This window comes from Neisseria sp. HMSC061H08 (assembly GCF_001836795.1).
GTDB classification, from domain to species: domain Bacteria; phylum Pseudomonadota; class Gammaproteobacteria; order Burkholderiales; family Neisseriaceae; genus Neisseria; species Neisseria subflava_A.
This window is the reverse complement of sequence record NZ_KV830576.1, coordinates 51,115-76,429: the sequence shown is the minus strand read 5'-3', so window position 1 is coordinate 76,429 and position 25,315 is coordinate 51,115. Positions and strand designations below refer to the sequence as shown.

23 protein-coding genes and 1 pseudogene are annotated in these 25,315 nt (G+C 49.3%); 16 read left to right on the top strand and 8 right to left on the bottom strand.

The genetic code is table 11. From position 1 onward, the window contains the following. Positions 1-152: 152 nt before the first annotated feature. Positions 153-779, top strand: coding sequence for a hypothetical protein (locus HMPREF2675_RS07005; RefSeq protein WP_070814538.1), 627 nt, complete (start codon positions 153-155; stop codon positions 777-779). Between the two features lie 274 nt (positions 780-1,053). Continuing rightward, positions 1,054-1,482 (top strand): hypothetical protein, encoded by a 429-nt coding sequence (locus tag HMPREF2675_RS07000; protein WP_283127808.1) that lies wholly within the window; start codon positions 1,054-1,056, stop codon positions 1,480-1,482. Between the two features lie 219 nt (positions 1,483-1,701). On the opposite strand, the gene mfd is transcribed toward HMPREF2675_RS07000, so the two are convergent. Both mfd and HMPREF2675_RS06990 read right to left on the bottom strand, forming a co-directional pair. Continuing rightward, positions 1,702-5,106, bottom strand: coding sequence for a transcription-repair coupling factor (gene mfd / locus HMPREF2675_RS06995; RefSeq protein ID WP_070814576.1), 3,405 nt, complete (start codon positions 5,104-5,106; stop codon positions 1,702-1,704). Between the two features lie 132 nt (positions 5,107-5,238). Next, positions 5,239-5,931 carry a VIT1/CCC1 transporter family protein gene (locus HMPREF2675_RS06990; RefSeq protein WP_070814537.1) on the bottom strand — a complete coding sequence of 231 codons (693 nt, stop codon included), beginning with the start codon at positions 5,929-5,931 and terminating at the stop codon, positions 5,239-5,241. A 298-nt stretch (positions 5,932-6,229) separates the two neighbouring features. Between HMPREF2675_RS06990 and HMPREF2675_RS11405 the strand changes: the two genes are divergently transcribed. From HMPREF2675_RS11405 to HMPREF2675_RS06975, 4 genes are all read left to right on the top strand, one after another. Then, entirely contained in the window at positions 6,230-6,376 is a 147-nt protein-coding gene (locus HMPREF2675_RS11405; RefSeq protein ID WP_003685706.1) for a hypothetical protein, read from the top strand. A gap of 189 nt (positions 6,377-6,565) precedes the next feature. Beyond that, positions 6,566-6,766 (top strand): hypothetical protein, encoded by a 201-nt coding sequence (locus HMPREF2675_RS06985; protein ID WP_003685538.1) that lies wholly within the window; start codon positions 6,566-6,568, stop codon positions 6,764-6,766. Between the two features lie 89 nt (positions 6,767-6,855). After that, a complete protein-coding gene (gene aspA / locus HMPREF2675_RS06980) occupies positions 6,856-8,253 on the top strand; it encodes an aspartate ammonia-lyase (protein WP_070585608.1) in 1,398 nt (465 codons plus the stop codon). 242 nt (positions 8,254-8,495) lie between these two features. Further along, the gene (locus tag HMPREF2675_RS06975) at positions 8,496-9,158 is read left to right on the top strand and encodes an NAD(P)H-dependent oxidoreductase (RefSeq protein WP_070814536.1); all 663 of its coding nucleotides are present in this window, start codon (positions 8,496-8,498) and stop codon (positions 9,156-9,158) included. Positions 9,159-9,338: 180 nt separating this feature from the next. On the opposite strand, the gene HMPREF2675_RS06970 is transcribed toward HMPREF2675_RS06975, so the two are convergent. Together HMPREF2675_RS06970 and HMPREF2675_RS06965 are read right to left on the bottom strand one after the other, a co-directional pair. After that, positions 9,339-11,540 (bottom strand): FepA family TonB-dependent siderophore receptor, encoded by a 2,202-nt coding sequence (locus HMPREF2675_RS06970; protein WP_070814535.1) that lies wholly within the window; start codon positions 11,538-11,540, stop codon positions 9,339-9,341. Positions 11,541-11,772: 232 nt separating this feature from the next. Further along, positions 11,773-11,991, bottom strand: a complete 219-nt coding sequence (locus HMPREF2675_RS06965; protein WP_070814534.1) for an HP1242/YdcH family protein — start codon at positions 11,989-11,991, stop codon at positions 11,773-11,775. Positions 11,992-12,212: 221 nt separating this feature from the next. On the opposite strand from HMPREF2675_RS06965, the gene HMPREF2675_RS06960 reads away from it, so the two are divergent. Both HMPREF2675_RS06960 and glyA read left to right on the top strand, forming a co-directional pair. Next, positions 12,213-12,584, top strand: a complete 372-nt coding sequence (locus HMPREF2675_RS06960) for a hypothetical protein (protein ID WP_070814533.1) — start codon at positions 12,213-12,215, stop codon at positions 12,582-12,584. A 134-nt stretch (positions 12,585-12,718) separates the two neighbouring features. After that, complete coding sequence (gene glyA / locus HMPREF2675_RS06955) at positions 12,719-13,969, top strand: serine hydroxymethyltransferase (protein ID WP_070814532.1); 1,251 nt, start codon at positions 12,719-12,721, stop codon at positions 13,967-13,969. Between the two features lie 70 nt (positions 13,970-14,039). On the opposite strand, the gene HMPREF2675_RS06950 is transcribed toward glyA, so the two are convergent. Both HMPREF2675_RS06950 and yddG read right to left on the bottom strand, forming a co-directional pair. After that, positions 14,040-15,350, bottom strand: coding sequence for a sulfate adenylyltransferase subunit 1 (locus tag HMPREF2675_RS06950; RefSeq protein WP_070814531.1), 1,311 nt, complete (start codon positions 15,348-15,350; stop codon positions 14,040-14,042). A gap of 101 nt (positions 15,351-15,451) precedes the next feature. Further along, positions 15,452-16,363, bottom strand: a complete 912-nt coding sequence (gene yddG / locus HMPREF2675_RS06945) for an aromatic amino acid DMT transporter YddG (protein WP_070814530.1) — start codon at positions 16,361-16,363, stop codon at positions 15,452-15,454. Positions 16,364-16,545: 182 nt separating this feature from the next. Here yddG and HMPREF2675_RS06940 point away from each other — a divergent pair, with 182 nt between their 5' ends. The 7 genes and pseudogenes from HMPREF2675_RS06940 (at position 16,546) to HMPREF2675_RS06910 (ending at position 21,721) form a co-directional block, all read left to right on the top strand. Continuing rightward, positions 16,546-16,971 (top strand): MarR family winged helix-turn-helix transcriptional regulator, encoded by a 426-nt coding sequence (locus tag HMPREF2675_RS06940; RefSeq protein WP_070814529.1) that lies wholly within the window; start codon positions 16,546-16,548, stop codon positions 16,969-16,971. 11 nt (positions 16,972-16,982) lie between these two features. Next, positions 16,983-17,588 (top strand): annotated as a pseudogene (locus HMPREF2675_RS11040) (ABC transporter six-transmembrane domain-containing protein). Next, positions 17,585-17,734: a hypothetical protein gene (locus HMPREF2675_RS11695; RefSeq protein ID WP_349268257.1), complete on the top strand. Its 150-nt coding sequence runs from the start codon at positions 17,585-17,587 to the stop codon at positions 17,732-17,734. Before HMPREF2675_RS11040 ends, HMPREF2675_RS11695 begins: the two are co-directional and overlap by 4 nt. Positions 17,735-17,820: 86 nt before the next feature. Further along, the gene (locus tag HMPREF2675_RS06925; protein WP_070814527.1) at positions 17,821-18,141 is read left to right on the top strand and encodes a DMT family transporter; all 321 of its coding nucleotides are present in this window, start codon (positions 17,821-17,823) and stop codon (positions 18,139-18,141) included. 171 nt (positions 18,142-18,312) lie between these two features. Beyond that, entirely contained in the window at positions 18,313-20,103 is a 1,791-nt protein-coding gene (locus HMPREF2675_RS06920; protein WP_070814526.1) for an assimilatory sulfite reductase (NADPH) flavoprotein subunit, read from the top strand. Positions 20,104-20,551: 448 nt separating this feature from the next. Continuing rightward, positions 20,552-21,058: a hypothetical protein gene (locus HMPREF2675_RS06915; protein WP_070814525.1), complete on the top strand. Its 507-nt coding sequence runs from the start codon at positions 20,552-20,554 to the stop codon at positions 21,056-21,058. A 90-nt stretch (positions 21,059-21,148) separates the two neighbouring features. Next, complete coding sequence (locus HMPREF2675_RS06910) at positions 21,149-21,721, top strand: hypothetical protein (protein ID WP_070814524.1); 573 nt, start codon at positions 21,149-21,151, stop codon at positions 21,719-21,721. A 128-nt stretch (positions 21,722-21,849) separates the two neighbouring features. Here HMPREF2675_RS06910 and cysI read toward each other — a convergent pair whose 3' ends face one another. Then, a complete protein-coding gene (cysI, locus tag HMPREF2675_RS06905; RefSeq protein WP_070814523.1) occupies positions 21,850-23,607 on the bottom strand; it encodes an assimilatory sulfite reductase (NADPH) hemoprotein subunit in 1,758 nt (585 codons plus the stop codon). A gap of 296 nt (positions 23,608-23,903) precedes the next feature. On the opposite strand from cysI, the gene HMPREF2675_RS06900 reads away from it, so the two are divergent. Then, on the top strand, positions 23,904-24,530 hold the full coding sequence (locus HMPREF2675_RS06900; protein ID WP_070814522.1) for a hypothetical protein: 627 nt from the start codon (positions 23,904-23,906) through the stop codon (positions 24,528-24,530). Positions 24,531-24,730: 200 nt separating this feature from the next. On the opposite strand, the gene HMPREF2675_RS06895 is transcribed toward HMPREF2675_RS06900, so the two are convergent. After that, positions 24,731-25,264 carry an inorganic diphosphatase gene (locus tag HMPREF2675_RS06895; RefSeq protein ID WP_003678634.1) on the bottom strand — a complete coding sequence of 178 codons (534 nt, stop codon included), beginning with the start codon at positions 25,262-25,264 and terminating at the stop codon, positions 24,731-24,733. Between the last annotated feature and the right edge of the window lie 51 nt (positions 25,265-25,315).

The window sequence follows — 25,315 nt, the reverse complement described above, 5'->3', positions numbered from 1 at the left end:
AGGTCGTCTGAAAATTTTTCAGACGACCTTTTTATACTGCTTCTGTATTTACACTTAAAGCACGCGTACGTGCGTACCGCGCACACCCTACCTGCAGCTTTCATGCAGACTAATGCTTGCTGGTGATAAAGTTATTAAGGAATTTGGCAAATATGGGAAAGATTGAGAAATTTAAATCTGAATTATTGGAAAACATCTTTGAGTACATTCAGTGTATATCCATTTTTGTCTATAAGAAAAATATATATTATATAATTGATTATAAAGAGAATTTTGAGTTGGATGCAAAAATATCTTTTGATATTTATTTAAAAGAGGGAGTTATAACTAAAGAGCAATATGATTGTGATTATAAAAACTACCGTAATGGTATCTGGCAGTTAACTAAGGACAATTTTGAAAACTATCTTCAATCAGATTCAGTCATTGTATTAAAAAAAGATGAATTGAAGGAACTGATGTTTCAGGGGTTTACTTCTGCTGAAGCAGTAAGGTTATATTCCGTTGTCGAAAATAAGTTGTCGTACAATGAACCTATCTCAGACTCCGGCCTGCAAAGTGATTTCTTAAAAATCAATCAGATTTCTTCGAGGCTGCCATTGTTCTATATTAATTTTAATACGGAAGTTTACCTTCATATGGATTGGGACAGATGCCATGAAGATTATGTCTATGATGGTTGGTTTTCTAAGGCAATGGACTTTGGGTATTTGATACCGGACGAATTTTGTTATTGGAAAATTGAAGGACGGGATTATTGGAAATTTCAGCAATTATAAAAATAAACAAACGATACAAGTCGTAGTCTGCCCAAAACTTGAAGGTGGGGCTGAGGTGCGCACGAGGTTAGAAGGTTAGATAAGTGATATTCCGCATCATTTGATAAAAGGTCATCTGAAAGTCGGAAAATTGTTTCAGACGACCTTTTTTATTACGCTTAAAGCCCACGTTTGTGCGTGCCGTATACACTCTACTTATAGGTTTAATGCGGGCTAAGGCTTGCTTACACCCCTTCTAAAAATATTAAAAATTAAAAGCTACAGGAGATTCGAGATGTCGAGAGATATAGGTTTAAGTATTGATTTATCGATGAATAACAAAAAAATTTCTCGTTATGAAATACTGAAATATTTATGGGAGGGTGGTTGGCGTTTTCTCGATAATGGACAATTTACTTATTTGCTGGTTGGTAATGACGACTGGGATTGGAATTCGGCCTCTATGTCGGAACAAGAAATTTTTGATTTTTTAAAAATCAAAAGTAATTCGGATGAAGTTATCGGGTTTGTAATGACATGGTCTGATACCAATATCGGTGGAAACGTCTTATTTTTTCCTAATTTTGAATTCTTATTCAGCATTAATATTAAGGAAATTTATAATAAAATAGTGGATATAAACTGGTATCTAATTAAATTACTGCCTGTTTTTGACAAGAATGGCGTTCTATATAATTCTATTGTCTATAATGAATACAGATAATTGATGGAAATTTTGAAAATTTAAATGATGAAAAGCTAATTAATACAATTATGTAATTGATTTAGTTCATCTTTTAAAAAAGAGCGGTAGGTGTAGGTCGGATTCTCGAATCCGATAGCTTCATGGGAGATTTTGTCGGATACAAGTATTCGACCTACAAATTTTGGATAAGGAAAGGTCGTCTGAAAATTTTTCAGACGACCTTTTCTTCATCAACCTCTACTTTGCTACCACTCTTTCTTTCAAAGTCTTCAATACGTTCTTCACTGTATTAATCCGCACTTCGATATTTTCCATCTCCGCGGTAAATCTCAGCTTATCCGCGCCGGCAAGGCGGTATTTTTTGTCATTCTGAATCAGCAGGATGATTTCGGTTGGATCGACATTGTTGTTTTTTCCAAAGGTTACCGTTACCGATTCGCTGGTCGCATCAATGGCATCGATACCCAATTCTTTTGCCGCAAGCCGTAAGTGGTGGCTTTCTATGAGGGTTTTGACGGGTTGTTCGGGCAGGCCGAAGCGGTCGACGAGTTCTTCGTGTATGGCGTTGATTTGCTGTACGGTTTCGCAGACGGCGAGGCGTTTGTAGAGGACGAGCCGCTCGTGGATGTCGGGGCAGTAGTCTTCAGGCAGTAATGCCGGGCTGTGCAGTTTGATTTCGGTGGTAATGCCCAATGGCGCGTCAAGGTCGGGCTGGCGGCCTTTTTTGAGGTCGCGTACGGCTTGTTTGAGCATTTCGGTGTAGAGCGTGAAGCCGACCTGTATCATTTCGCCGGATTGTCCTTCGCCGAGGATTTCGCCTGCGCCGCGGATTTCCAAATCCTGCATGGCGAGGGTGAAACCTGCGCCGAGTTCGTCTGCCGCCGCAATGGCGTCGAGGCGTTTTTCTGCGTCTTTGGTGATGTATTCGGGCGTGAGCAGGTAGGCGTAGGCTTGGTGGTGGCTGCGGCCGACGCGCCCGCGAAGCTGGTGCAGTTGCGCCAGCCCGAATTTGTCTGCGCGATTGATGATGATGGTGTTGGCGTTGGGGATGTCGATGCCGGTTTCGATGATGGTGGAACAGAGCAACACGTTGAATCTTTGCTGCAAAAAGTCGCGCATGACTTGTTCCAGCTCGCGCTCGCGCAGTTGTCCGTGTGCCACGCCGATGCGGGCTTCGGGCAGCAGGGTTTCCAGCCGCTCGCGCATATTCTCAATCGTATCCACTTCATTGTGCAGGAAAAATACCTGCCCGCCGCGTTTGAGTTCGCGCAACACGGCTTCGCGCACGCTACCTTCGCTGAACGGTTTGACAAAAGTTTTTACGGCGAGGCGGCGGCTGGGCGCGGTGGTAATCAGCGAGAAGTCGCGCAGGCCTTCGAGCGCCATGCTGAGGGTGCGCGGAATCGGCGTGGCGGTCATGGTGAGGATATCGACATTGGCGCGCAGGCGTTTGAGCTGCTCTTTCTGGCGCACGCCGAAGCGGTGTTCTTCGTCGATGATGACTAAACCTAAGTTTTTGAATTTTATGTCATCCTGCACCAATTTGTGCGTGCCGATAACGATATCGACCGTGCCGTCCGCCATGCCTTCCAGAGCAGCTTTGGTGGCTTTGCTGTTGTTGAAACGCGAAAGGCTGGCGACTTTCACGGGGAAATCGGCGAAGCGGTCAGCGAAATTTTGCGCGTGCTGCTCGACCAGAAGCGTAGTCGGAGCGAGTACGGCGACCTGTTTGCCGCCCATCACCGCCACAAACGCGGCGCGCAGGGCGACTTCGGTTTTGCCGAAACCGACATCGCCGCACACAAGGCGGTCCATCGGCTTCGCCTGCGTCAGGTCTTTAATCACGGCGGCAATGGCGGCGGCCTGGTCTTCGGTTTCTTCGTAGCCGAAGCCGTCGGCAAACGCCTGATAGTCCAACTCGTTGATTTCAAACTTGTGTCCCGATTGGGCGGCGCGTTGGGCGTAGAGGTTGAGCAACTCGGCGGCGGTGTCGCGCGCTTTTTCGGCGGCTTTGCGCTTTGCCTTGTTCCACGCGCCGCTGCCGAGCTTGTGCAGGGCGACGTTTTCATGCGCCTGGCCGGAGTAGCGGCTGATTAAATGCAGTTGCGAAACAGGCACATAAAGCTGCGCTTCGCCCGCGTATTCGAGCAACATCATTTCGTTGGTTTCGCCGCCCAAATCCATCGTTACCAAGCCCATATACCGCCCGATGCCGTGTTCTTCGTGCACAACGGGGTCGCCGATGTTGATTTCGGCAAGGTCGCGCAACAGGCCGTCTGAAACGGCGGCATGTTTCTTGCGATGATGTTTGCGCGAACGGGCGACATATTGATAAAGATCGGATTCGGTAATAACCGCGATATTTTGATCTTCTAATTTAAACCCGTAAGCCAATGGCGCCACTGTAATCATCAGCGGCTCGTGCGCCGATAAAAAGCCCTGCCAGTCGGACACAGGTTTGGTTTTCAAACTGTTTTGCCGCAAGAAACCGAGCATGGTTTCGCGTCGCCCCAAACTTTCGGCACACAGCAAAATCCGTCCGTCAAAGGTCGTCTGAAAATCCTTCAATGCCTGCAACGGCTCGTCGGATTGGCGGTTCACGGCAAGGTCGGGCAAGGTGTGTTCCTTGCCGGAAACATCGGGCAGCACTTGTCCGTAGTTTTTCAGACGGCCTGCGAATACATCGGCAGAGAGATACAAATGCTGTGGAAGCAAAGGCGGATAGGTTTCGTCGCCCTGCGCCATGGCGTAACGCGATTTGACGTCGCTCCAAAAACGGTTTGCCTCGGCGTGAACATCGCCCAAAGAGACAAACAGAGCGTCTTCACCGATATAGTCAAACAGCGTTTCCAGCTCGTTTTCAAAAAACAGTGGCAGGTAATATTCCACGCCCGCGCCAAAGTGGCCGTTGCTGACGGCTTTGTACACGGCGGCATCGTTCGGATTGCCATCGACTTCCTCGCGGAAGCGGCTGCGGAAAATCTTTTGCGCCTCGCTGTCGGTGGGGAACTCGTGCGCCGGCAGCAGGCGGATTTCGGAAACGGGCGAGATGGTGCGCTGCGTTTCGGTGTCAAAGGTTTTGATGCTGTCGATTTCATCGTCGAACAAATCGATGCGGTACGGCATTTCGCTGCCCATCGGGAACAAATCGACAATGCCGCCGCGCACGGCAAACTCGCCCGCCGCGACAACATGGGAAACATGGTTGTAGCCCGCATCCACCAAATCGGTTTTCAGACGGCCTATATCCAAAGTCTGCCCCGTTTTCAGCCAAAACGTGCGCCCCGCCAGAAACGGCACGGGCGGCAGCTTCTGCATCGCCGTGGCAACCGGCACGAACAACACGTCCGCCGCGCCGCTTTTAATCTGCCACAACGCCGAGAGACGTTCCGACACCAAATCCTGATGCGGCGAAAAACGCTCGTAAGGCAGAGTTTCCCAGTCCGGCAGGAACACCGCCGTGTCGTGCGGACGGAAAAACAGCCAGGCCGTCTGAAGGCGTAACGCCTGTTCCGCATCTAGAGTCAGCACGACTTTGAGCTGCTTATGCGGCAGATAACGCGCCAAAGCCAGCGGCAGCGAGCCTTGAGACAGATTGAGCCAACGGGATTTTTCACGGGGTTTGGGAATTGGATAGGTCATGACAAAAAACAGTTTGTAATAAGTAAATACAAGCACCATAGGCCGTCTGAAAAATTTTCAGACGGCCTTTAGCGATCAAATCAATTCTCAATTTTACTGGATACAGGTTTAAAAGAATATAAGGCCTTACATTCAGATGGCCACGCCTGCCAGTTTTCCAATAAATCCGGTTATCACCAATGCCGCCACGCCCCACAGGCACACGCGCAAAACGGCAGGAACAACAGGCGCGCCGCCCAGTTTGGCGGAGACATAACCCAGTAATGCCAGGCCGAACAAAGTGGAGACTGCCAAGGCCGGAACAATGGCGCTAGAAGCTGTCAACGCAACCAGTAAAGGCAAAATTGCGCCGGCACAAAATGAAGCGGCAGAAGCCAGCGCAGCCTGCATGGGACGGGCGGCAGAGGCTTCGGTAATACCGATTTCGTCGCGCGCGTGGGCGGCGAGTGCATCGTGTTCCATCAAGGCTTTAGCCACCTCTGCGGCGAGCGAATCGGACAAACCGCGGAGGCGGTAAATTTCAGTCAGCTCTTCCAACTCCGCATCAGGATTATTTGCCAATTCGTAGCGTTCTTTGTGCAAATCGGCTTTTTCCGTATCCGATTGGCTGGACACGGAAACATACTCCCCCGCCGCCATTGACACCGCGCCCCCGATAAGCGCCGAAACGCCCGTCAAAAGTAGGGTTTGGAAATCTGGCGCGGCTGCGGCTACGCCCGTCAACAGCGAGGCAGTGGAAATCAGGCCGTCATTGGCACCCAATACGCTTGCCCGAAGCCAGTTGTTGCGGTCGCTGAAGTGGCGTTCGCTGTGATGTGAATACATATATGCTCCGATAAATTGGCTGTTTCCAGATGATGATAACATTGTATTGTTTTTTGAAATCAATGTCAGTTTATCCCTTCAGATCAAGCATTCGTAAATCTTTCTGCTGCCATTTCAAACCATAAAAGCCAACACTCCTCTTTGGGGTTTTTCAGACGGCCTTAACGCTTTTACAAGTAAATTTATTGTTCCAAGTCATGGCATTATCACAAGGCAGTTTTGTACTGCTTGGTTTATCGCCTTAAAGATGCTATCTTTATGAATCTTTCCACTCCTCAATCCATTGAAAGGATGTATCATGGCTGAAGAAAACAAAATCAAAGTAAACGATTTGCCTGAAGATAAAAAAGAGCAAACCGAAGAAACCGAGCTGCCCGTTATCAACAATGAAGAAAAACGCGGCGGTCACAGCGAAGGTGGTTGCTGCGGCGCATGCGGCGGCTAATCTTGCCGATAAAGCCCCGAGGCCGTCTGAAAAGTCTTACTTTTCAGACGGCCTTTTCCTTTCTAAACACTTACAGGTAAATCAATGAAAGGATGCGGGAGAAGAATTTAAACCCAACCGCGTTTGTGCTACATTCACATCTTTACAAACCACAACAATCTGCACACGCAGACACACAAGGAAGAAAAAATGTTTTGGTATATCGTCGGCTTTTTCGCCATTATCGTTTCCCTACTCGCCCTCTGGGTCAATGCCAGCGCGTTCGGTATGCAGGAAGACGGCACGCCGCAATCCGAATACGAAAAAATGTTGGGTCTGGGCGCGAAGCTGAAAGACAAAGATACGGTTGCCAAGGAACGCGAAGCGGCGCGCTTTCATCCTGACGATTAAGCCTTATTAACTGGACAATCTTGCCGAACTGGGCTAATGTTCCAAACGCATAATGCACACCAACACAACTATACGAGAAGGTAAGAGAAATGACTGTACGAATCGAACACGATTTACTGGGCGACCGCGAGATCCCTGCTGAAGTATATTGGGGCATCCATACTTTGCGCGCCATTGAAAACTTTAAAATTTCCACACAAAAAATTTCCGACGTACCGCAATTTGTCCGCAGCATGGTCATGGTTAAAAAAGCCACTGCGCAAGCCAACGGCGCATTGGGTGCCATCAAGCCGGAAATTGCGGCCGCCATCGAAAAAGCCTGCGATGAAGTATTGGTCAAAGGCCGCTGCCTCGACCAATTCCCGTCCGACGTTTATCAAGGCGGCGCCGGTACTTCGGTCAACATGAATACCAACGAAGTCATTGCCAACCTCGCACTGGAAGTCTTGGGACATGAAAAAGGCCACTACGACATCGTCAATCCGATGGACCATGTCAACGCCAGTCAATCCACCAACGACGCCTACCCTACCGGCTTCCGCCTTGCCGTGTATTACAGCATCGGCGAATTGCTCGACAAACTGGCCGTCCTGAAAAATGCCTTTGCCGCCAAAGCCGAAGAATTTAAAGACGTTTTGAAAATGGGCCGCACCCAGCTTCAAGATGCCGTACCAATGACTGCCGGCCAAGAATTCCAATCTTTCCAAGTGTTGTTGGAAGAAGAAATCCTCAACCTCGACCGTACCCGCTCCTTACTGCTTGAAGTCAACCTCGGCGCCACCGCCATCGGTACGGGCGTGAATACGCCTAAAGGCTATGCGGCTTTGGTCGTTGAGAAACTTTCCGAAGTCAGCGGTCTGCCTTGCAAATTGACTGAAAACCTGATCGAAGCGACCTCCGACTGCGGCGCATATGTGATGGTACACGGCGCATTGAAACGCACAGCCGTCAAATTGTCCAAAATCTGTAACGACTTGCGCCTGCTCTCTTCCGGTCCGCGCGCCGGTTTGAAAGAAATCAACCTGCCTGAATTGCAGGCCGGTTCTTCCATCATGCCTGCCAAAGTCAATCCCGTGATTCCCGAAGTCGTCAACCAAGTCTGCTTCAAAGTCATCGGCAACGACACCACCATCACTTTCGCAGCCGAAGCAGGTCAGTTGCAGCTGAACGTTATGGAGCCGGTAATCGCCCAATGTATGTTTGAAACCATTTCCCTCTTGGGCAACGCCGCGGTCAACCTGTCCGACAAATGCGTCAAAGGTATTACGGTCAACCGCGAAATCTGCGAACACTACGTCTTCAACTCCATCGGTTTGGTCACTTATCTGAACCCATACATCGGCCACCGCAATGGCGACTTGGTCGGCAAAATCTGCGCCCAAACCGGCAAAGGCGTGCGCGAAGTCGTATTGGAGCGCGGCCTGTTGAGCGAAGAAGAGCTCAACCGCATCCTCTCCCCGGAAAACCTGATGAATCCTCATCTGTAATCAGGATTTGAAATCAAAGGCCGTCTGAAACTTTAACGTTTAAAGTTTCAGACGGCCTTTTCATATTGATATTGATATTGATATTTATCGAATTTTTTTGCGAAATTCAGAATTTAAAGATAGCCTAACCGCAGGGTTTGATTTAACATGGTGCTGCCCTATCCTGTTTCCTCCTTCAATTCACGCAAACCGGATATCGGCAAAACGGTCAAAATAACATCTTCATTTATTAGGAAAAACCAATGAGTAAAATTACACGCGAACAAATGCTGCAAGTATTCGAAAATCGCCGCGCCACCCGTTATTACGATCCCAACAAAAAAATCAGCCAAGAAGATTTTGCAGCAATTTTAGAATTTGCCCGCCTCTCGCCCAGCTCTGTCGGCTCCGAGCCATGGAAATTCTTGGTGATTCAAAACAAAGCGCTGCGTGAGAAAATCAAGCCTTTCAGCTGGGGGATGCAATTCCAACTGGACGACTGCAGCCATCTGGTGATTATCCTTGCCAAGAAAAATGCCCGTTACGATACCCCGTTCTTCCACAGTGCTGCCGAACGCAGGGGTCTGCAAGGAGAGCAGCTGGAAAAAGCGTTGGCAAGATACAAAAGCTTCCAAGAAACCGATATTAAAATTGCCGACGACCAACGCGCACTCTTCGACTGGAGCGGCAAGCAGACCTATATCGCTTTGGCCAACATGCTCACAGGTGCAGCCGCCATCGGCATCGATTCCTGCCCAATCGAAGGCTTCAACTACGACAAAATGAACGAAGTATTAGCAGCAGAAGGCCTGTTTGATGCCAACGAATGGGGTGTATCCGTAGCGGCAACATTCGGCTATCGTGCCAAAGAAATCACCAAAAAATCACGCAAACCGATTGAAGAAATGGTGACTTGGGTCGAATAAGCAGTTTGTATTCTCAGGGCGGCGAGTGTCGCCCTTTTTACTTTTTAAAAAAGTGAAGCAAATTCCGTAACAACAAATACTTCTAAATTTAAAATCGAAAAGGCCGTCTGAAACCATATGTCAGAAATCCTAGATTTCATTTCACACCGCTTCAGACGGCCTGATTTAATACGCTTCTACTTAAAACGATACTTTCAAACTGCCGTAGAAGGCACGGCCATGCTCGTTGTAAGTTTGTGCGCCGGCAGTTGTGCGGTACAGTTTTTTGTCAAACAGATTGCTGATACCGCCACGGACGGCCACGCGTTTGTTCCAGTTGTAGCCTGCATTGATACCCCAAATGCCGTAAGAGCCGACTTGAGTTTGGCTGTGTTCGGAAGACAACGCTGCCACGCCTGCACGAGGATTGCCGTCTCGTTCCAATCTATTAATCGCTACGCCGCGCGGTTTGGTGCGACCATAGTGGGTAAAGGTCAGGTTGGCATCAAAGCGTTCGTTCGGCGTCCAAGACAGTGTGCTGTTGATGGTATGTTTCGGCACCAAAGACAATGGATTGCCTTGATAATCTTCGGATTTGTGCATGTAAGTGAAATTGTTGCTCCACTTGAGTGTGTCATGCAACGGAATCACCAAGTTGCCTTCGATACCCGAAATAGTCGCTTTCGGCGTATTTTCCCATTGCAGGAGCCAGTTGCCGATATTACTGGTGGCAATAAGCTGGTCGCCAATTACGATTTTATTGCGGTACGCATTATGGAAATAAGTCGCAGAAGCCTGCCAGCCGTTTTTGTTGAACTCAAGGCCAATCTCTTTATTGATGCTTGTTTCAGGTTTCAAATTACTGTTGCCCATGTAATAGCAACGGACGCTGTTCGGCGCATTGAGCGGACAGCCTTGACCGCGTGTGTACAGGATAAAGTCAGGATTGGTTTGATACAGGTTTGGTGCTTTGTACGCGCGGGCAACACCACCTTTGACCAACCAGTTTTCGCCAATTTGATGCGAGAAGTTCAAAGCCGGACTCCAGTTGCTGCCGCTGTCACTGTTGTGGTCGAAGCGGATGGCCGGAATCAGATGGGTTTTGTCGGTCAACGAAATATTGTCTTCAACGTAGGCCGCCCAGTTACGTTGCGAAGCCTTACCGCCGCGCGTTGCGGAGATACCGTTGAATGCATCGGTTTTACCTTGGTCTTTAAATCCCTGAGTATTGGAAGCAGGATCATCCAATTTGCTGTCGGTAAATTCCGCACCGACCGTCAATACATTATCGACACCAAGTTTAAACGGAATATTTGCTTCGCTACTGAAACGCAAGTTTTTCAGACGGCTTTGAACAAAATCCAAGCCTGTATAGCTGCCTTCCGGACCACCGGCCAAACCTTCAGGCAAGTGGCTGTTGACTGTGCGCTCATAACTGATCACGTTTTTGGTATCGCCCCATTCCCATGCGCCGTCATGCGTTAAGGAATAAGCAGAACGGTATAAACGGGCAGTTTCGGCTTTGCTGTCGGCCAAAGAATTAACCAAAGCAGAACGCGGATTGCTGTTTTGCGTATCGCCGTTGTAGATATTGCCCTGACGGCTGTAACTGCTGTCTAAAATCAGCGTTTGCGCTGGGCTGATTTTCCATTGCAGACGGCCTGCGATGTCTTTATTGCGTACGCCTTCGACACCGGCCGCGCTATCATTGCCGTGTCCAGCATTAATATCGGCAGCATCTGCATCCGTTTTATTCAGGTTGCCGTAAATGCGGAAGCCCAAAGTATCTTGGATAATCGGGCCGCTTAAATTAAAGCCGATACGGCGGGTTGTGCCCTCTTTGCTGTCTTGCGGCTGATTGGCGTAAAGATTGACTTGGCCTTTAAATTCTTTAGACACTTTTTTGGTGACAATATTGACCACGCCGCCCATCGCGCCGGAGCCGTAACGGGTCGCTGCCGGACCGCGCAAGACGGTAATGGATTCGATCTCTTCAACCGGCACCCAGTTGCTGTCGCCACGCGTATTGCGTTCACCGCGCATACTGATACGCTCGGACTGGCGCGAATTAACCGGCTTGCCGTCAATCAAAATCAAAGTGTTTTCAGGACCCATACCGCGCAAGTCGATTTGGCGTTTGTTGCCACGCTGACCTGTTGCCGTATTACCGGTCAGGTTGACACCCGGCATGGTGCGGACAAATTCGGAAATATCATTGGCTGCAGGGCGTTTGTCGATATCGTCTTTAGATATACGCGATACGCCGAGCGACTGTTGCAACTGCTTCTCGGCAGTAACGTAAACGGTATCGACTTCAGCCTGCTCAACGGCTTTCTCTTCAGCTGCGTGTGAGAATGCGCTGATTAACGCCAAAGGCAAAATGGCGAGTGTGAATGTTTTCATTGCATTGTTTCTCTTGGTTTTGTTTGTTTAAAATTAAAATGAAAATTATTTTGGATTTTAAATAAACTTAACAGAATTTTCAATGCAATTAAGAGTGATTTACAATTAATAGTTAAATTACGCTAATAAAAAATAACAAAATACCAAACAACTAAAAAGGCCGTCTGAACCGGCATGAAACGAAATCCGAGATTCCTATCATACCGTTCAGACGGCCTTATTCAATTCTTAATTATTTGCCTGCTGCTTTTTGCAGAATAGCATACAATTCGTCTTTGAGTTTGAGTTTGGCTTTTTTCAGTTCTTCAATCTCTTCGGCACCGCTGGTTACCACGTTATTCACCAAACCGGTGATTTTATCGTCCAGCTCATTGTGCTCGTCAAACAAACGGGCAAAGTGTGCATCTTCTTGTTTCAGTTTAGAAATCAAATCGCGATATTCTGGAAACATTTTGTTTTCCTCTCTTGTTAATTAAATAAAAAAGTACTGCTGTCAAAAACTAGGACGAATCAATCTTTAGCTTCATTATAACAAACACGGGCGTTTTATCCAGTCTTTTTTAAGTCGAAACTGTTTTACATCAAAATTAATAATATCAACATAAGTTAGCGCCAAAATAGAAAGAAACGGCTTTATAGACGGCTTGCCGACTTGGGCATACAATCGGACTTATGCGTTTACACAATGGCCGAACCACCCTATTCCGTCATATCAACGGCATGGACGGACAATTTATCCTGCTTGAGAACCATCCTTCATGGATGCCGGTCAATGATGCCGATTTCAACCATGCCGCGCCCCTGCCCGACGGTTTGGCCGTGCACGAAGAATCGTTTTATCCATTTGAAAAAATAGATGCCGAATCGGCAGACAATATCAAAATCTTCAGCGAAGAAGCTCTACGGCTGGAGAAAGAACGATTAAATGCGGTAGCCTTGGTAGAGCTGGCAAAAAATCTTCAAGCTGCCCAAGCCGAAGCCGATTTGGCCGCGCTTTTGGAAAAAATGGATTTTCATTTAAAACAAGACGATATTTTCAAATGAGTCCTTCAATCTCAGGCCGTCTGAAACCAAACACCCGACACAATTGTTGACAATGCAAGAAAAATAGTTCATCTTGAACCAATCCGCAGCACTCCATCCTAATATTTTCAGCCCATCACAAAGGAATCGAGAACATGTTTTCAAAAAGCGTTACCCTCGCACAATATGACCCCGATTTGGCAGCAGCCATTGCCCAAGAAGACAAGCGCCAGCAAGACCACGTCGAGCTGATCGCCTCTGAAAACTACGTCAGCTGTGCCGTTATGGAAGCCCAAGGTTCGCAATTGACCAACAAATACGCTGAAGGCTATCCTGGCAAACGTTACTACGGTGGCTGTGAATACGTTGATATTGTTGAACAATTAGCGATTGACCGCGTAAAAGAACTGTTTGGCGCCGCCTATGTCAACGTTCAACCACACTCCGGCTCCCAAGCCAACCAAGCCGTATATGCTTCTGTTTTGAAACCGGGCGACACCATTTTGGGTATGTCTCTGGCACACGGCGGCCACTTGACCCACGGCGCAAGCGTTAATATCTCCGGCAAACTCTACAACGCCATTACTTATGGTTTGGATGAAAACGAAGTTCTCGATTATGCCGAAGTCGAACGCTTGGCTCTTGAACACAAACCTAAAATGATTGTGGCCGGTGCATCTGCCTATGCGTTGCAAATCGACTGGGCAAAATTCCGCGAAATCGCCGATAAAGTCGGTGCATACCTCTTTGTCGACATGGCGCACTATGCCGGTCTGATTGCCGGTGGCGAATATCCTAACCCGGTACCATTCTGCGACTTCGTCACCACCACCACCCACAAAACCCTGCGCGGCCCTCGCGGCGGTGTGATTTTGTGTCGTGACAATACCCACGAAAAAGCGTTGAATTCCGCCATCTTCCCAAGCCTGCAAGGCGGTCCGTTGATGCACGTTATCGCCGCCAAAGCCGTAGCGTTTAAAGAAGCGTTGCAACCCGAGTTCAAACAATACGCAAAACAAGTGAAAATCAACGCCGCAGCAATGGCGGAAGAGTTGGTCAAACGCGGTTTGCGCATCGTTTCCGGCCGTACCGAAAGCCACGTTTTCCTCGTTGACCTTCAACCGATGAAAATCACCGGCAAAGCCGCCGAAGCCGCGTTGGGCAAAGCACACATCACCGTCAACAAAAACGCCATCCCGAATGATCCGGAAAAACCATTTGTTACCTCCGGCATCCGCATCGGCTCCGCCGCCATGACCACACGCGGCTTTAACGAAGCCGACGCGCGCGTATTGGCGAACTTGGTTGCCGACGTATTGGCCAACCCTGAAGACGAAGCCAACCTCGCCAAAGTCCGCGAACAAGTGACTGCTTTGTGCAATAAATATCCGGTTTACGGCGCATAAGCATTTCGCCTTGGATAAAATAACAGGCCGTCTGAAACTTCAGACGGCCTTTTTTATTGCAACTTTTCTTTTAAATTTCAAAACTGTTTGTTTCGCTGACTTTGCGTATCATGCCTGCCGCGACAGTATGGTTGGTGGCTTCGTCAATCAAAATAAACGCGCCTTGTGCATGGTTGTCTTCGTATGCGGCAGCGGCAAGCGGCTGCTGGGTTTTGAAGCTGACGCTGCCGATGTCGTTGAGCTTGAGCGTTTCGGCGGATTCGACCCGGCTGAGGGTATTGACGTCCCAAACGTAGGCAATTTCGCTGATTTTTACGGGCGTGGTTTGGGTCGTGTGTTTCAGCAAATATTTGCGGCGCAGATTGAGTGGAATATCGTCAAACCAGCAAAGCGCGGCTTGGAATTGTTGCTCGGGAACAATAGCGCTGTCGGCTGAAACAATGCTGTTGCCGCGTGAAATATCGATGTCCGTATCCAAAACGACGGTCAACACTTCCCCTGCTTCGGCAGATTCGGTTTTACCGTTGGCATTGTAGATTTCGGCAACTTTGGCAACATGGCCGCTGGGCAGGACTTTGATTTCATCGCCCACTTTCAGACGGCCCGCTTCCAATCTGCCTTGATAGCCGCGGAAGTCGTCGCTGCTGCTGCCGTCTTGGCGCGCCACGCGTTGTACGGGAAAATGCGCGGCTTGGTCGGCGGCGTTTTGACGGTTGACGGGCAGGCTTTCAAGCAAAGGCAGAAGCGGCAAACCTTGATACCAAGGGGTTTGGCTGCTGGCATTGACGATGTTGTCGCCTTTTAAGGCGCTGATGGGCAGGAAGTGGATTTGGGCTTGGAGGCCGATTTGCTCCGCCAGTTTGCGGTAGGCTTCGGTAATGGCTTGATATTTGGCTTCGTCAAAGTCGAGCAGGTCGAGTTTGTTGACGGCGACGATGATGTTGGGACAGCCCAGAAGTTTCAGAATCGCGCTGTGGCGTTTGGTTTGGGGCAGGAGGACAGGCTCGCTGCCTGAAAAATCGACGCGTGTAGCATCGACTAAAATAATGGCGGCATCGGCAGTCGATGCGCCGGTAACCATATTACGCGTGTATTGTTCATGTCCCGGCGTATCGGCAATGATGAATTTGCGTTTGGGCGTGGCGAAATAACGGTAGGCGACGTCGATGGTGATGCCTTGTTCGCGCTCAGCGGCAAGGCCGTCTGTCAGGCTGGCAAAATCAGGCGTTTCGCCGTTTTCGGCGGCGCGGTTGAGTTTGTCGAGCTGGTCGGTCAGCAGGGTTTTGCTGTCGTAGAGCAGGCGGCCGATGAGGGTGGATTTGCCGTCATCGACGCTGCCGGCGGTAATGAAGCGCAAAAGCGGGGCGGTGGTTGCGGTCATGGTTCTTTCCTATTTCTCGTGATTTCTCAAACTGGTCTCTACTTTAAACAGGCCGTCTGAAAATGGGAAAGAATGTTTGGTTGTTAAAAAAGATATTTTTGTTATATCGATTTTCGGCGCGTGGCCAACCAGCAAACAACCGAACCTGCACACACTATCCCTGCCCCCTGCCAAAACTGCACAGACAGCGGCGCACTGATGACAAACGAAGACACCAGCGCAGAAAACACAGGGATAAAATAAGATGCACCCGCCAATACCGTCATGTTCCCGCGCGAAATACCGATGTTCCAAACCGCATAACCCAAACCCATGCAAGACGCGGCGGCCAGGGCATAGCCGACGGACTCCGCATCAAAATTCAGACTGTGTGTCCCGCCGATAAAATATTCCGCCCATAAAAGCAGCGACACCAGCATAAAGAAAAAGCCCACGCTGCTTCCTTCCGCCTTCACGCGCGCCGTCAGCGTGCAATATGCCGCCCAAAAAAGTGCATCGGCCAATGCCATCAGATAACCGGCAGGATTGGTGCGGACATTGTGATAAATCCCCGAAAGCGACAATCCGCCGTCGCCGCCCAATACCGTGGCAATCCCGAAAAACGACAATACAAAGCCTATGCCTATCCACCATTTTGCCGGCTGCCCGTTGAAACAGACCGCACCTAAAATAGTAAACGTCGGCCACAAATAATTGACCATGCCGATCTCAACCGTCTGTCGGGCATTTTGGGCAAAACCGACCGACAACGACAAACACAGTTCGCAACCGACAAAAAAAATGCTCGCCCAAAGCAAATAGCCGCGGTTGTAATTACGCAAATGCGGCCTGCCAAAAATCAACCAAATCAATACGGTAGACAGGGTGTACATCATTGCCGCGCCGCCCACTGCCCCCATATGCAGGCTCAAAGAGCGTATCAGAGAAATGACGAAGCTCCACAAAGCAACGGCAAGCAGCCCGATGGCAGTGGCTTGTTTAGAGGAGATGTTTTGAGATAAGAAATGAATCATGGCGTATGTGCTAAAGATGGTTTTATTAGGTTTATCGTAGTTTGAATATATTGTTTCTACATTAATTATTTTAACGGTTTCAAGGCCGTCTGAAAATGATTGTTTCAGACGGCCCTCTATTTGCAATTAGTCCTAAACATGACTATAATCCGCATCCAATTAGTCAATATTGAGACCAATTTATGAATCAGCTCGACCAACTCGGCATGCGCATCAGCCACATAGACAGCGCATTTGACCAATGGATTAAACAGCAAAACACCAACTACAATACCTTCGCCGTTCTCTACACCTTGGCCACCGAAGGCAGCCGCACTCAAAAATACATAGGCGAAGAATGGAGCCTGCCCAAGCAAACTGTTTCCGGCACATGCAAAACGCTGGCGGAACAAGGCTTGCTGACATTTCACGAAAGCGAACAAGACAAACGCGAACGTTTATTGTCGCTGACCGAGCAAGGTAAGGAATCCGCCGCACCATTGGTGCAAAATATGCAGGAATTCAGCAAACGAATTTTTACTGCCTTCGGTGAAAAACGTGCAGCCCGACTGTTTACCGATTTGGACGCGTTGGCCGAATTAATGGCGCAAACCCTCAATACTAAATAAGGAGGGCAGCCATGTGGAAAATGTTGAAACACATCGGTCAAACACACCACCGCAAACTCATCACTACCTTCTCTCTCGTCGGCTTGGATAATCTGCTCTTGCTGGTTTATCCCGTGTTTGGCGGCTGGGCGATTAATGCCGTTATGGAAGGCAACGTCTGGCAGGCAATGTTGTATGGTGTGGTGGTTTTATTAATGTGGATAATCGGTGCCGCCCGTCGAGCAGCCGATACGCGTACGTTTACCCAAATCTATACCGATATCGCCGTCCCGGTCGTTTTGGAACAGCGCAAACGAGAAGTACCGCATTCCGCCATTACCGCACGCGTTGCCCTATCGCGTGAGTCGGTGCATGTATGATGTTGCTGATATTGGAATTTTGGGTGGGCGTATTGGCTGTCGCGATACTTGCCCTGTTTTTATGGTTGCTGCCGCGTTTTGCCGCCATCAGCGAAAATCTATATTTCCGTTTAAACAACCGGCTTGAACGCGACAATCACTTTATCCGCGACGGCAACGAACATCAGCTCTACCGCCACTACGGCTGGGTTGCCAAACTACGCGTGCTGATTTCCAACCGCGAAGCCTTAGGCTATCTCAGTATCGGCATGGCGATGAGCGTATTGTTCGGCTTCGCCTTTATACACATGACGCTTAAAGGCTACGGCAGCGCCGGCCATATCTATTCCGTCAGCACTTATTTATGGATGTTTGCAATGAGCTTGGACGATGTACCGCGCTTGGTCGAACAATATCCAATCTAAAAGATATTGGACAACGCGTTGAACTCTCGGAAGAAAATAATCTTTCCAAGGCCGTCTGAAAACTTAATACACTATCAGGACATATTATGAGTTGGCTTTATCTGATACTGGCCGGAATACTGGAAATCGGCTGGCCCTTGGGGCTGAAATTGGCACAACAAGAAGGCTACCGTTGGCAGGGTATTGCAGCCGCCCTGGCCTGCATTGTCGGCAGCGGATTCTTTCTGTTCCTCGCCCAAAAAAACATACCCATGGGGACGGCCTATGCCGTTTGGACAGGCATAGGCGCGGCAGGCGCATTTTTAGTAGGCGTAGCCTTTTTCAACGATGCCGCCAACTTCGGCCGCTGGCTCGGCGCATTCTTAATTATTTCAGGCGTAATCGTCATGAAACTTTCCAGCCATTAAAAAACCGCAAAGGCCGTCTGAAACCAAGACGGCCTTCTTATATTCCGAATATAACGAAATCATCTTAAATTAAAACCAAGCATTCTTTCCTTTTTTCAGACGGCCTGTTTAAAGTAGCGACTGTTCATTATTCAAACAATCGGCTATAGCCGTCCCAACAAAGGAAACAAAATGAGCCAAGCCAATCCACTGCCTGCCGAACTCTCCGCCCAACTCTCCGCCCTATCCCCCACCCAACTTGCCTGGCTCTCCGGCTATTGCTGGGCGCAAAGCCAAGGTGTATCCGGCGCAGCAGCCGAACCATCTGCCCTGCAAGCAGCCGCCCCGACAGTCAGCCGCCGCGTATTAGTCCTTTCCGCCTCCCAAACCGGCAACGCACGCAGCGTTGCCGAATCCTTACACGCCAAACTTCAAGCCGCCGGCGTAGAAGCCCGCCTCAGCAGCGCAGGCGATTTCAAAAGCAAAACCCTGCCCGACGAAGACATCGTCCTTTTGGTTACCTCCACCCAAGGCGAAGGCGAACCGCCCGAAGAAGCCCTGCCCCTGTACAAATTCATCTACGGCAAAAAGAAACCCGACCTCAGCAAACTCACCTTTGCCGTCTTAGGCCTTGGCGACTCCTCCTATCCCAACTTCTGCCAAGCAGGCAAAGACTTTGATGCCAAATTTGCCGAACTGGGCGCAGGCCGTCTGAACGACTTGGGCATTTGCGACTTAGAGTTCCAAGCAAATGCCGACGCATGGGTAGCCGCCGTCGTACCCAAAGTAGCCGAATTGACCGCCCAAGCAGCAAGCCCTAGTGCAAACACCACAGCACACAGCCCGGCCACCCCAAGCAGCGGCACCGCATACACCAAAGAAAACCCCTACACAGCCACCCTCTCCGTGCGCCAAAAAATCACCTCACGCACCGCAGAAAAAGACGTCGAACACATCGAAATTGACCTCAGCGGCTCAGGTTTGCATTATCAGGCAGGCGACGCACTCGGCGTATGGCCGCTGAATGCCGCCGACCTCGTTCAAGAAATCCTCGACCTCAACCAACTGACCGGCAGCGAAACCGTCCAACTTTCAGACGGCCGCGAAACCGACATCCGCACCACCCTGACCGAATCCGCAGACATCACCCAAAACACACCGGCATTCGTCCAACAATACGCCGAATTAACAAATAACGAAGAACTCAAAGCCATAGCCGCAGATAAAGCCCAACTGAATGCCTACCTCGCCGCCACACCGCCCGTAGGCGTATTCGCAGCCTATCCGCACCCACTGGACGCACAAACCCTATACAGCCTCTTCCGCCCACAAACCCCGCGCCTTTACTCCATCGCCTCCGCACAAGACGAAGTCGGCGAAGAAGTCCACCTCACCATCGGCGTCGTCCGTTTCGACCACCACGACCACACCTACACCGGCGCAGCATCCGGCTACTTGGGCGAACGCCTCGAAGAAGGCAGCGAAGTCCGCGTCTTTGTCGAACCCAACCCCAACTTCCGCCTACCGCAAAACGGCGATACACCCATCATCATGATCGGCGCAGGTACAGGCGTCGCCCCCTTCCGCTCCTTTATGCAACAACGCGCTGCCAATGGCGACAGCGGCAAAAACTGGCTCTTCTTCGGCAACCAACGCCTGGCCGACGACTTCCTCTACCAACTCGAATGGAGCGATTGGCGTAAAGACGGCCTCCTCACCCGCGCCGACCTCGCATGGAGCCGCCAAGGCGAACACAAAGTCTATGTCCAACACAAAATCTCCGAACGCGCCGCCGAAGTTTGGAACTGGCTGCAACAAGGCGCACACATCTACGTCTGCGGCGACGCCGCACGCATGGCGCGCGATGTCGAAAACGCCCTGATCGAAGTCATCGAAACCCAAGGCAAACTCAGCCGCGACGAAGCCGAAGACTACCTCAACGACCTGCGCGAAGACAAACGCTACCAACGCGACGTTTATTGATTGGATCAACAAAAATAAAGGTCGTCTGAAATTCAGTTTTCAGACGGCCTTTTTAAAGAGCCTGCTCAGATTGTTATCAATTTACCCGGTTTTGCATTATAATTGTGCAAATTTGACTCACTCGAAAGAAAATAAATTGGAAGGATTACAACAACTTGTAGATTTATTGGTGGGTTTTGTCGATTGGATATTGAAATTACTGGCATTCTTGTTTTAAACTACGTTCCATACTTTTATACATTAAAGACGTATTTTCATCATGCAAATCGCGCAATGCTCCGCTACTTTCTTCTATTGGTACCACACAAACGTGCGGTACTTTTTTGCGCTTGTCTGAAACAGACCAAATTGAAAATACGCAAATTAGAGCCGCCTCATTTGAGCGGCTTTTTTTATACCCACCATGGCCGCTTAAATCCACCCATTTTAAAAAATAAGGAATACAGCCATGACTGCCTCAACTAAAATCCACAGCCAAATACAAATGTTACACACCTGCCGCATGGTCGTTGACAGCAACAGCCACCACAGCATGCTCAACATGCACACTTTGCCTGATTCGCCTGACAGCCTCATCAGCGAAGCCTTGATTCCGCAAGTGCGCACCATCGCGACTTTGATTGCCGCAGAGCGTCACGACTTCAATCAAAGCAGCCCCAACGTTTTTACTGATGAAGCGGACTTCTTTGCGGCGCGTATTTTGGTTTTGGGCGTACGCCGTTTCCATTTGGACATTACCCTGCTGCCCATGCTCAAAACCGCCAACAAACGCGCCGAAGCCTTCGCCAAACGCCATCACATGCCCTTCTCTCCCGCTGAAATGCAAATGTCCCTGCACACCCGCCGCCCTGCCAACCTGCTAATTATCGAAACCGAACACGAAATGCCTGCACTGGGCAATCTGGCAGCCAACAGCCGTGCATTTGCAGCGCAACTTTCCAATATTATTTTGTAAAACCACTTGAAAAACAGGGAAATGGTTTAATATTAGGCAAAAACACTCCGCCGAAATCTCGGCAAAGACAAACTTCTCTCAGGAAAAACAATGAAAAAACTGATTGCCTTAGCCGCCCTTTCCACTTTTGCCCTCGCTGCCTGCAAAGACAATACCCAAGCGCAGCTTGAGCAGCAACAAAAACAAATCGAAGCATTGCAACAACAGTTGGCACAACAAAACGGCCAACAAGAAGACAATACGGTTTACCAGCTCACGCCTGAAGCCGTGAAAGACACCATTCCTGCCGAGGCACAAGCCAACGGCAACAACGGCCAACCGGTAACCGGTACAGACGGTCAACAATACATCTACGACCAATCCACCGGCAGCTGGCTGCTGCAAAGCTTGGTGGGTACTGCAGCCGGTGCATTTATCGGCAACGCATTGGCCAATAAATTCACACAGGCGCGAAATCAAAACAGCCCGATTGCCCGTCAAGCCCGTGCCAACTATTATCAAAGCGCACGTCCAAACGGACGCACCAGCCAACAGCTGAATACACGCACCCTGCGTGTCCAGCAACAAAACGCCCAGCAGCAACAACGATACCGCGAAACTACGCGTCAGCCTTCCAACTACCGCCGCCCCAGCATGGGCCGAGGCTTTGGCCGCCGTCGCTGATTCGGTTTATACCCCATCTTTGATATAAACTCGCACAATATAAAAGGCCGTCTGAAAATCTGATTTTCAGACGGCCTTTAGCCCTTCTCTATTTTCTTATTGCAGACTTGTGGGTCTGTTTGTATGCATTATGCCCAGAAATCGCGAGGTGCATCCAATACGGGTTTGACGATACCGGTGCGGACGGCAAAATCGCCGAAGCCTTCATCATCGAGTCGGTTTTGCGCCCAATCGGCCACCCAGCCTTCGACAATTTCAAGGATTTCAGGTTCGGTAATGTTTTCTTTAAACAGGCGCGGGATGCGGGTACCTTCGCGGTTGCCGCCTGCGTAAAGGTTGTAGCGTCCGACGGCTTTGCCGACCAAACCGATTTCCGCCAGCATGGCGCGGCCGCAACCGTTGGGGCAACCGGTTACGCGTAAAACGATGTATTCGTCTTCTAAGCCGTATTTGGCGAACATTTCGTCGATTTTATCGGAGAATGTCGGCAGGAAGCGTTCGGCCTCCGCCATTGCCAGCGGGCAAGTCGGCAAGGCAACGCAAGCCATTGAGTTTTCACGCTGGATGGTAATCGATTTGCTGATAAGGCCATGATCTTTGGCGATTTTATCAATCGTGTCTTTCAATTCGGGCGGTACATTGGCAACCACCAGATTTTGGTTGGCCGTCAGACGGAAGTCGCCGGGATGGATTTTGGCAATTTCACGCACGCCGGTTTTCAAAGGTCTGCCGGGATAATCAAGCAGGCGGCCGTTTTCAATAAACAAAGTCAAATGCCAGTTGCCTTCATGCCCTTGTACCCAGCCGATATGGTCGCCGCGATGGGAAAACTCGTAAGGGCGGATAGGTTCAAACTTAATGCCCATGCGCCTTTCGACTTCTTCTTTGAACACATCCACTCCGACGCGTTGCAGCGTATAGCGTGTACGGGCGGCTTTGCGGTCGCTGCGGTTGCCCCAGTCGCGCTGGGTGCTGACGACGGCTTCGGCGGCGTTGAGGGTGTATTCGAGCGGAACGAAACCAAATTCGTAAGAAGTGTTCGGATAGGTTTTGGTATTACCGTGTTCGCTGGATAAACCGCCGCCGACCAATACATTGAAGCCCACCAACTTGCCATTTTCTGCAATCGCCACGAAACCCAAGTCATTGGAATGAATGTCCACATCGTTATCAGGCGGAATTACGACGGCGGTTTTGAATTTGCGCGGCAAATAGGTTTTGCCCAAAATCGGCTCTACATCGTCGGCAATTTCTCTATTGCGCGGCGCGGTCGGCTCGGTCGTGAACACTTTTTCACCGTCCAGCCACACATCGGCATATGCCATCGTGCGTGGCAGAAGGTGCATACTGATGCGCGCCGCCCATTCATAGGCTTCTTGGTGCAAAGTGCTTTGCACCGGATTGCTGGTACACAACACATTGCGGTTGACATCGCTGGCTGTGGCAATGGAATCGAGACCTAGTTTGTGCAATGCTTGATGTGCCTGTTTTAAATCGGTTTTCAAAATGCCGTGGTATTGGAAGGTTTGGCGGTTGGTCAGGCGGATAGAGCCGTAAATCGTATTTTCACCGGCAAATTTGTCGATACCCAGCCACTGTTTCGGCGTAATGATGCCGCCGGGCAAACGGCAACGCAACATCATGTTTTTTAAAGGCTCAAGCTTTTGTTCGGTACGCTCGGCACGGATATCGCGGTTGTCCTGTTCGTACATGCCGTGGAAGCGGATAAGTTGAAAGTTGTCGGCGGTAAAGCCGCCGGTAAAGTCGTCTTTCAACTCTTCTTTAATGGTGCCGTGCAGATAATCGCTGCGTTCTTTCAAGGCTTCGTTGCCGGAAAGCGGTGTATCAGGCAGTTTGGCGCGCGGGTCGGTCGTGGTAGCAGTCATTGAAGTACTCCTTATTTTTGGTATAGGCGTTACTTTAATGAGGCCGTCTGAAAATGGGAAAGAATGGTTTGTTTGTTTTAAAGACGATTTTGTTATATTGGTAAAATGCCGCACTTACCTATAGCTAATTTGAATTTACTATATTTATGTTCTGACTGATGAACGTTGGCAGATTAGAAATAAATTAAACAAATGGCTTACATCATTAGCCTGCATCAAGCCCGATTCTAATTAAATCCACTATAATCCATTATTTTCCACGGGCTTAAACCGTAAAAATACAGCAAGCAAACTTTATGTCTCACTCCCTTATACGCACCTTCGCTCAAACTTTTGGTTTTCCCTATACAGAAACGTTGCAAGAACTGCCCCCTCTGGAAGACAACCGTCATCTACATTTGGGTGCATTAGCAGATTTCTACCGCCATATGGACGGTACATGGCATTCCGACAATCCGCTTGCCGATTATTGGCTGGAGATGGAAACTCTGTTTTTACATTGGGTAACTTATCCCAAGTTGCCCAACAGTTGGCACGATTGGGCCTTCAGCTGGGATAGGAAGACCAAGCAATATCTGCCTACACAAGGCTGGCGTGAAGAATGGGCGATATTTGGCATAATGTTCGACGATTCAATTCTTTTTGCCGATACTGCCGCCCCTGACAGTCCTGTTTATTGGCTGATAACAGGTTACGGTACGATAGAAAACCGCCGCCTTGTCGCTCCTTCCATAGCAATACTAATGCAAACCTTATTGGCAATTTATGATTTTGAGTGCGAATGGCGGAAAGCAGGCGGAGAGTTTTACGATGAAGAAAGCTGTGACATACCTTCAGCATTATATTCTGCTCTGCATGATTTACTACAACGGGAACTGCCACCGGAATGCGCAGCAGGATTTGAAAAAGCGTTTTGGGGCTGATGCTGTAATTGCAATCTAAAAAACCTATTCTCTGCCGTCTGAAATTTTGACTTTAAGAAACAATTATTTAAAATAATATGATTGATTCATTTGAAATATCAGTTTGAAAATTCTTGAAGAAATTAATAGGCTGCTGAGACATAAAAAGGCCGTCTGAACTTTGCTTTCAGACGGCCTTGATATTGGATGGGACAAACTGATTAGGCTTGTTTGTTCCAACGTTCGATAGATTCTTTGATGACTTGTTTCGCTTCTTCTACATCGCCCCAAGATTCAACTTTAGTGGTACCTGCTTTTTTCAGGTCTTTATAGTGGTTGAAGTGGAACTCGATTTGTTTGATCAGTTGTTGCGGCAAATCGGCCAAAGTTTTGTAGGCGTTGCCGTTGTTGCGGTCGTCGGCTGGAACGCAGACGATTTTATCGTCTACTTCGCCGTCGTCAACGAATTTCATTACGCCGATAACGCGTGCTTCCAGGAAAATACCGGTTGCCAAAGGCTGCTCGGTCACCAGTAATACGTCCAATTCGTCGCCGTCTTCGTCCAAAGTTTGCGGAATGAAGCCGTAGTTGGTCGGCTTGGCGAAAATTGCCGGTTCAACGCGGTCGAGTTGAAACGCGGCCAGTTTGCGGTTCCACTCGATTTTGTGGTTGCTGCCCGCAGGGATTTCGTTGACAACGTTGATGATGCCGCCATCCACATCGCCTGGGGTCAGGATTTTGTTGAAGTCTGCCATGATGGTTTCCTTTGATTTTAAAGAGAGTCAAACGGCGAAAGTATAACAAAC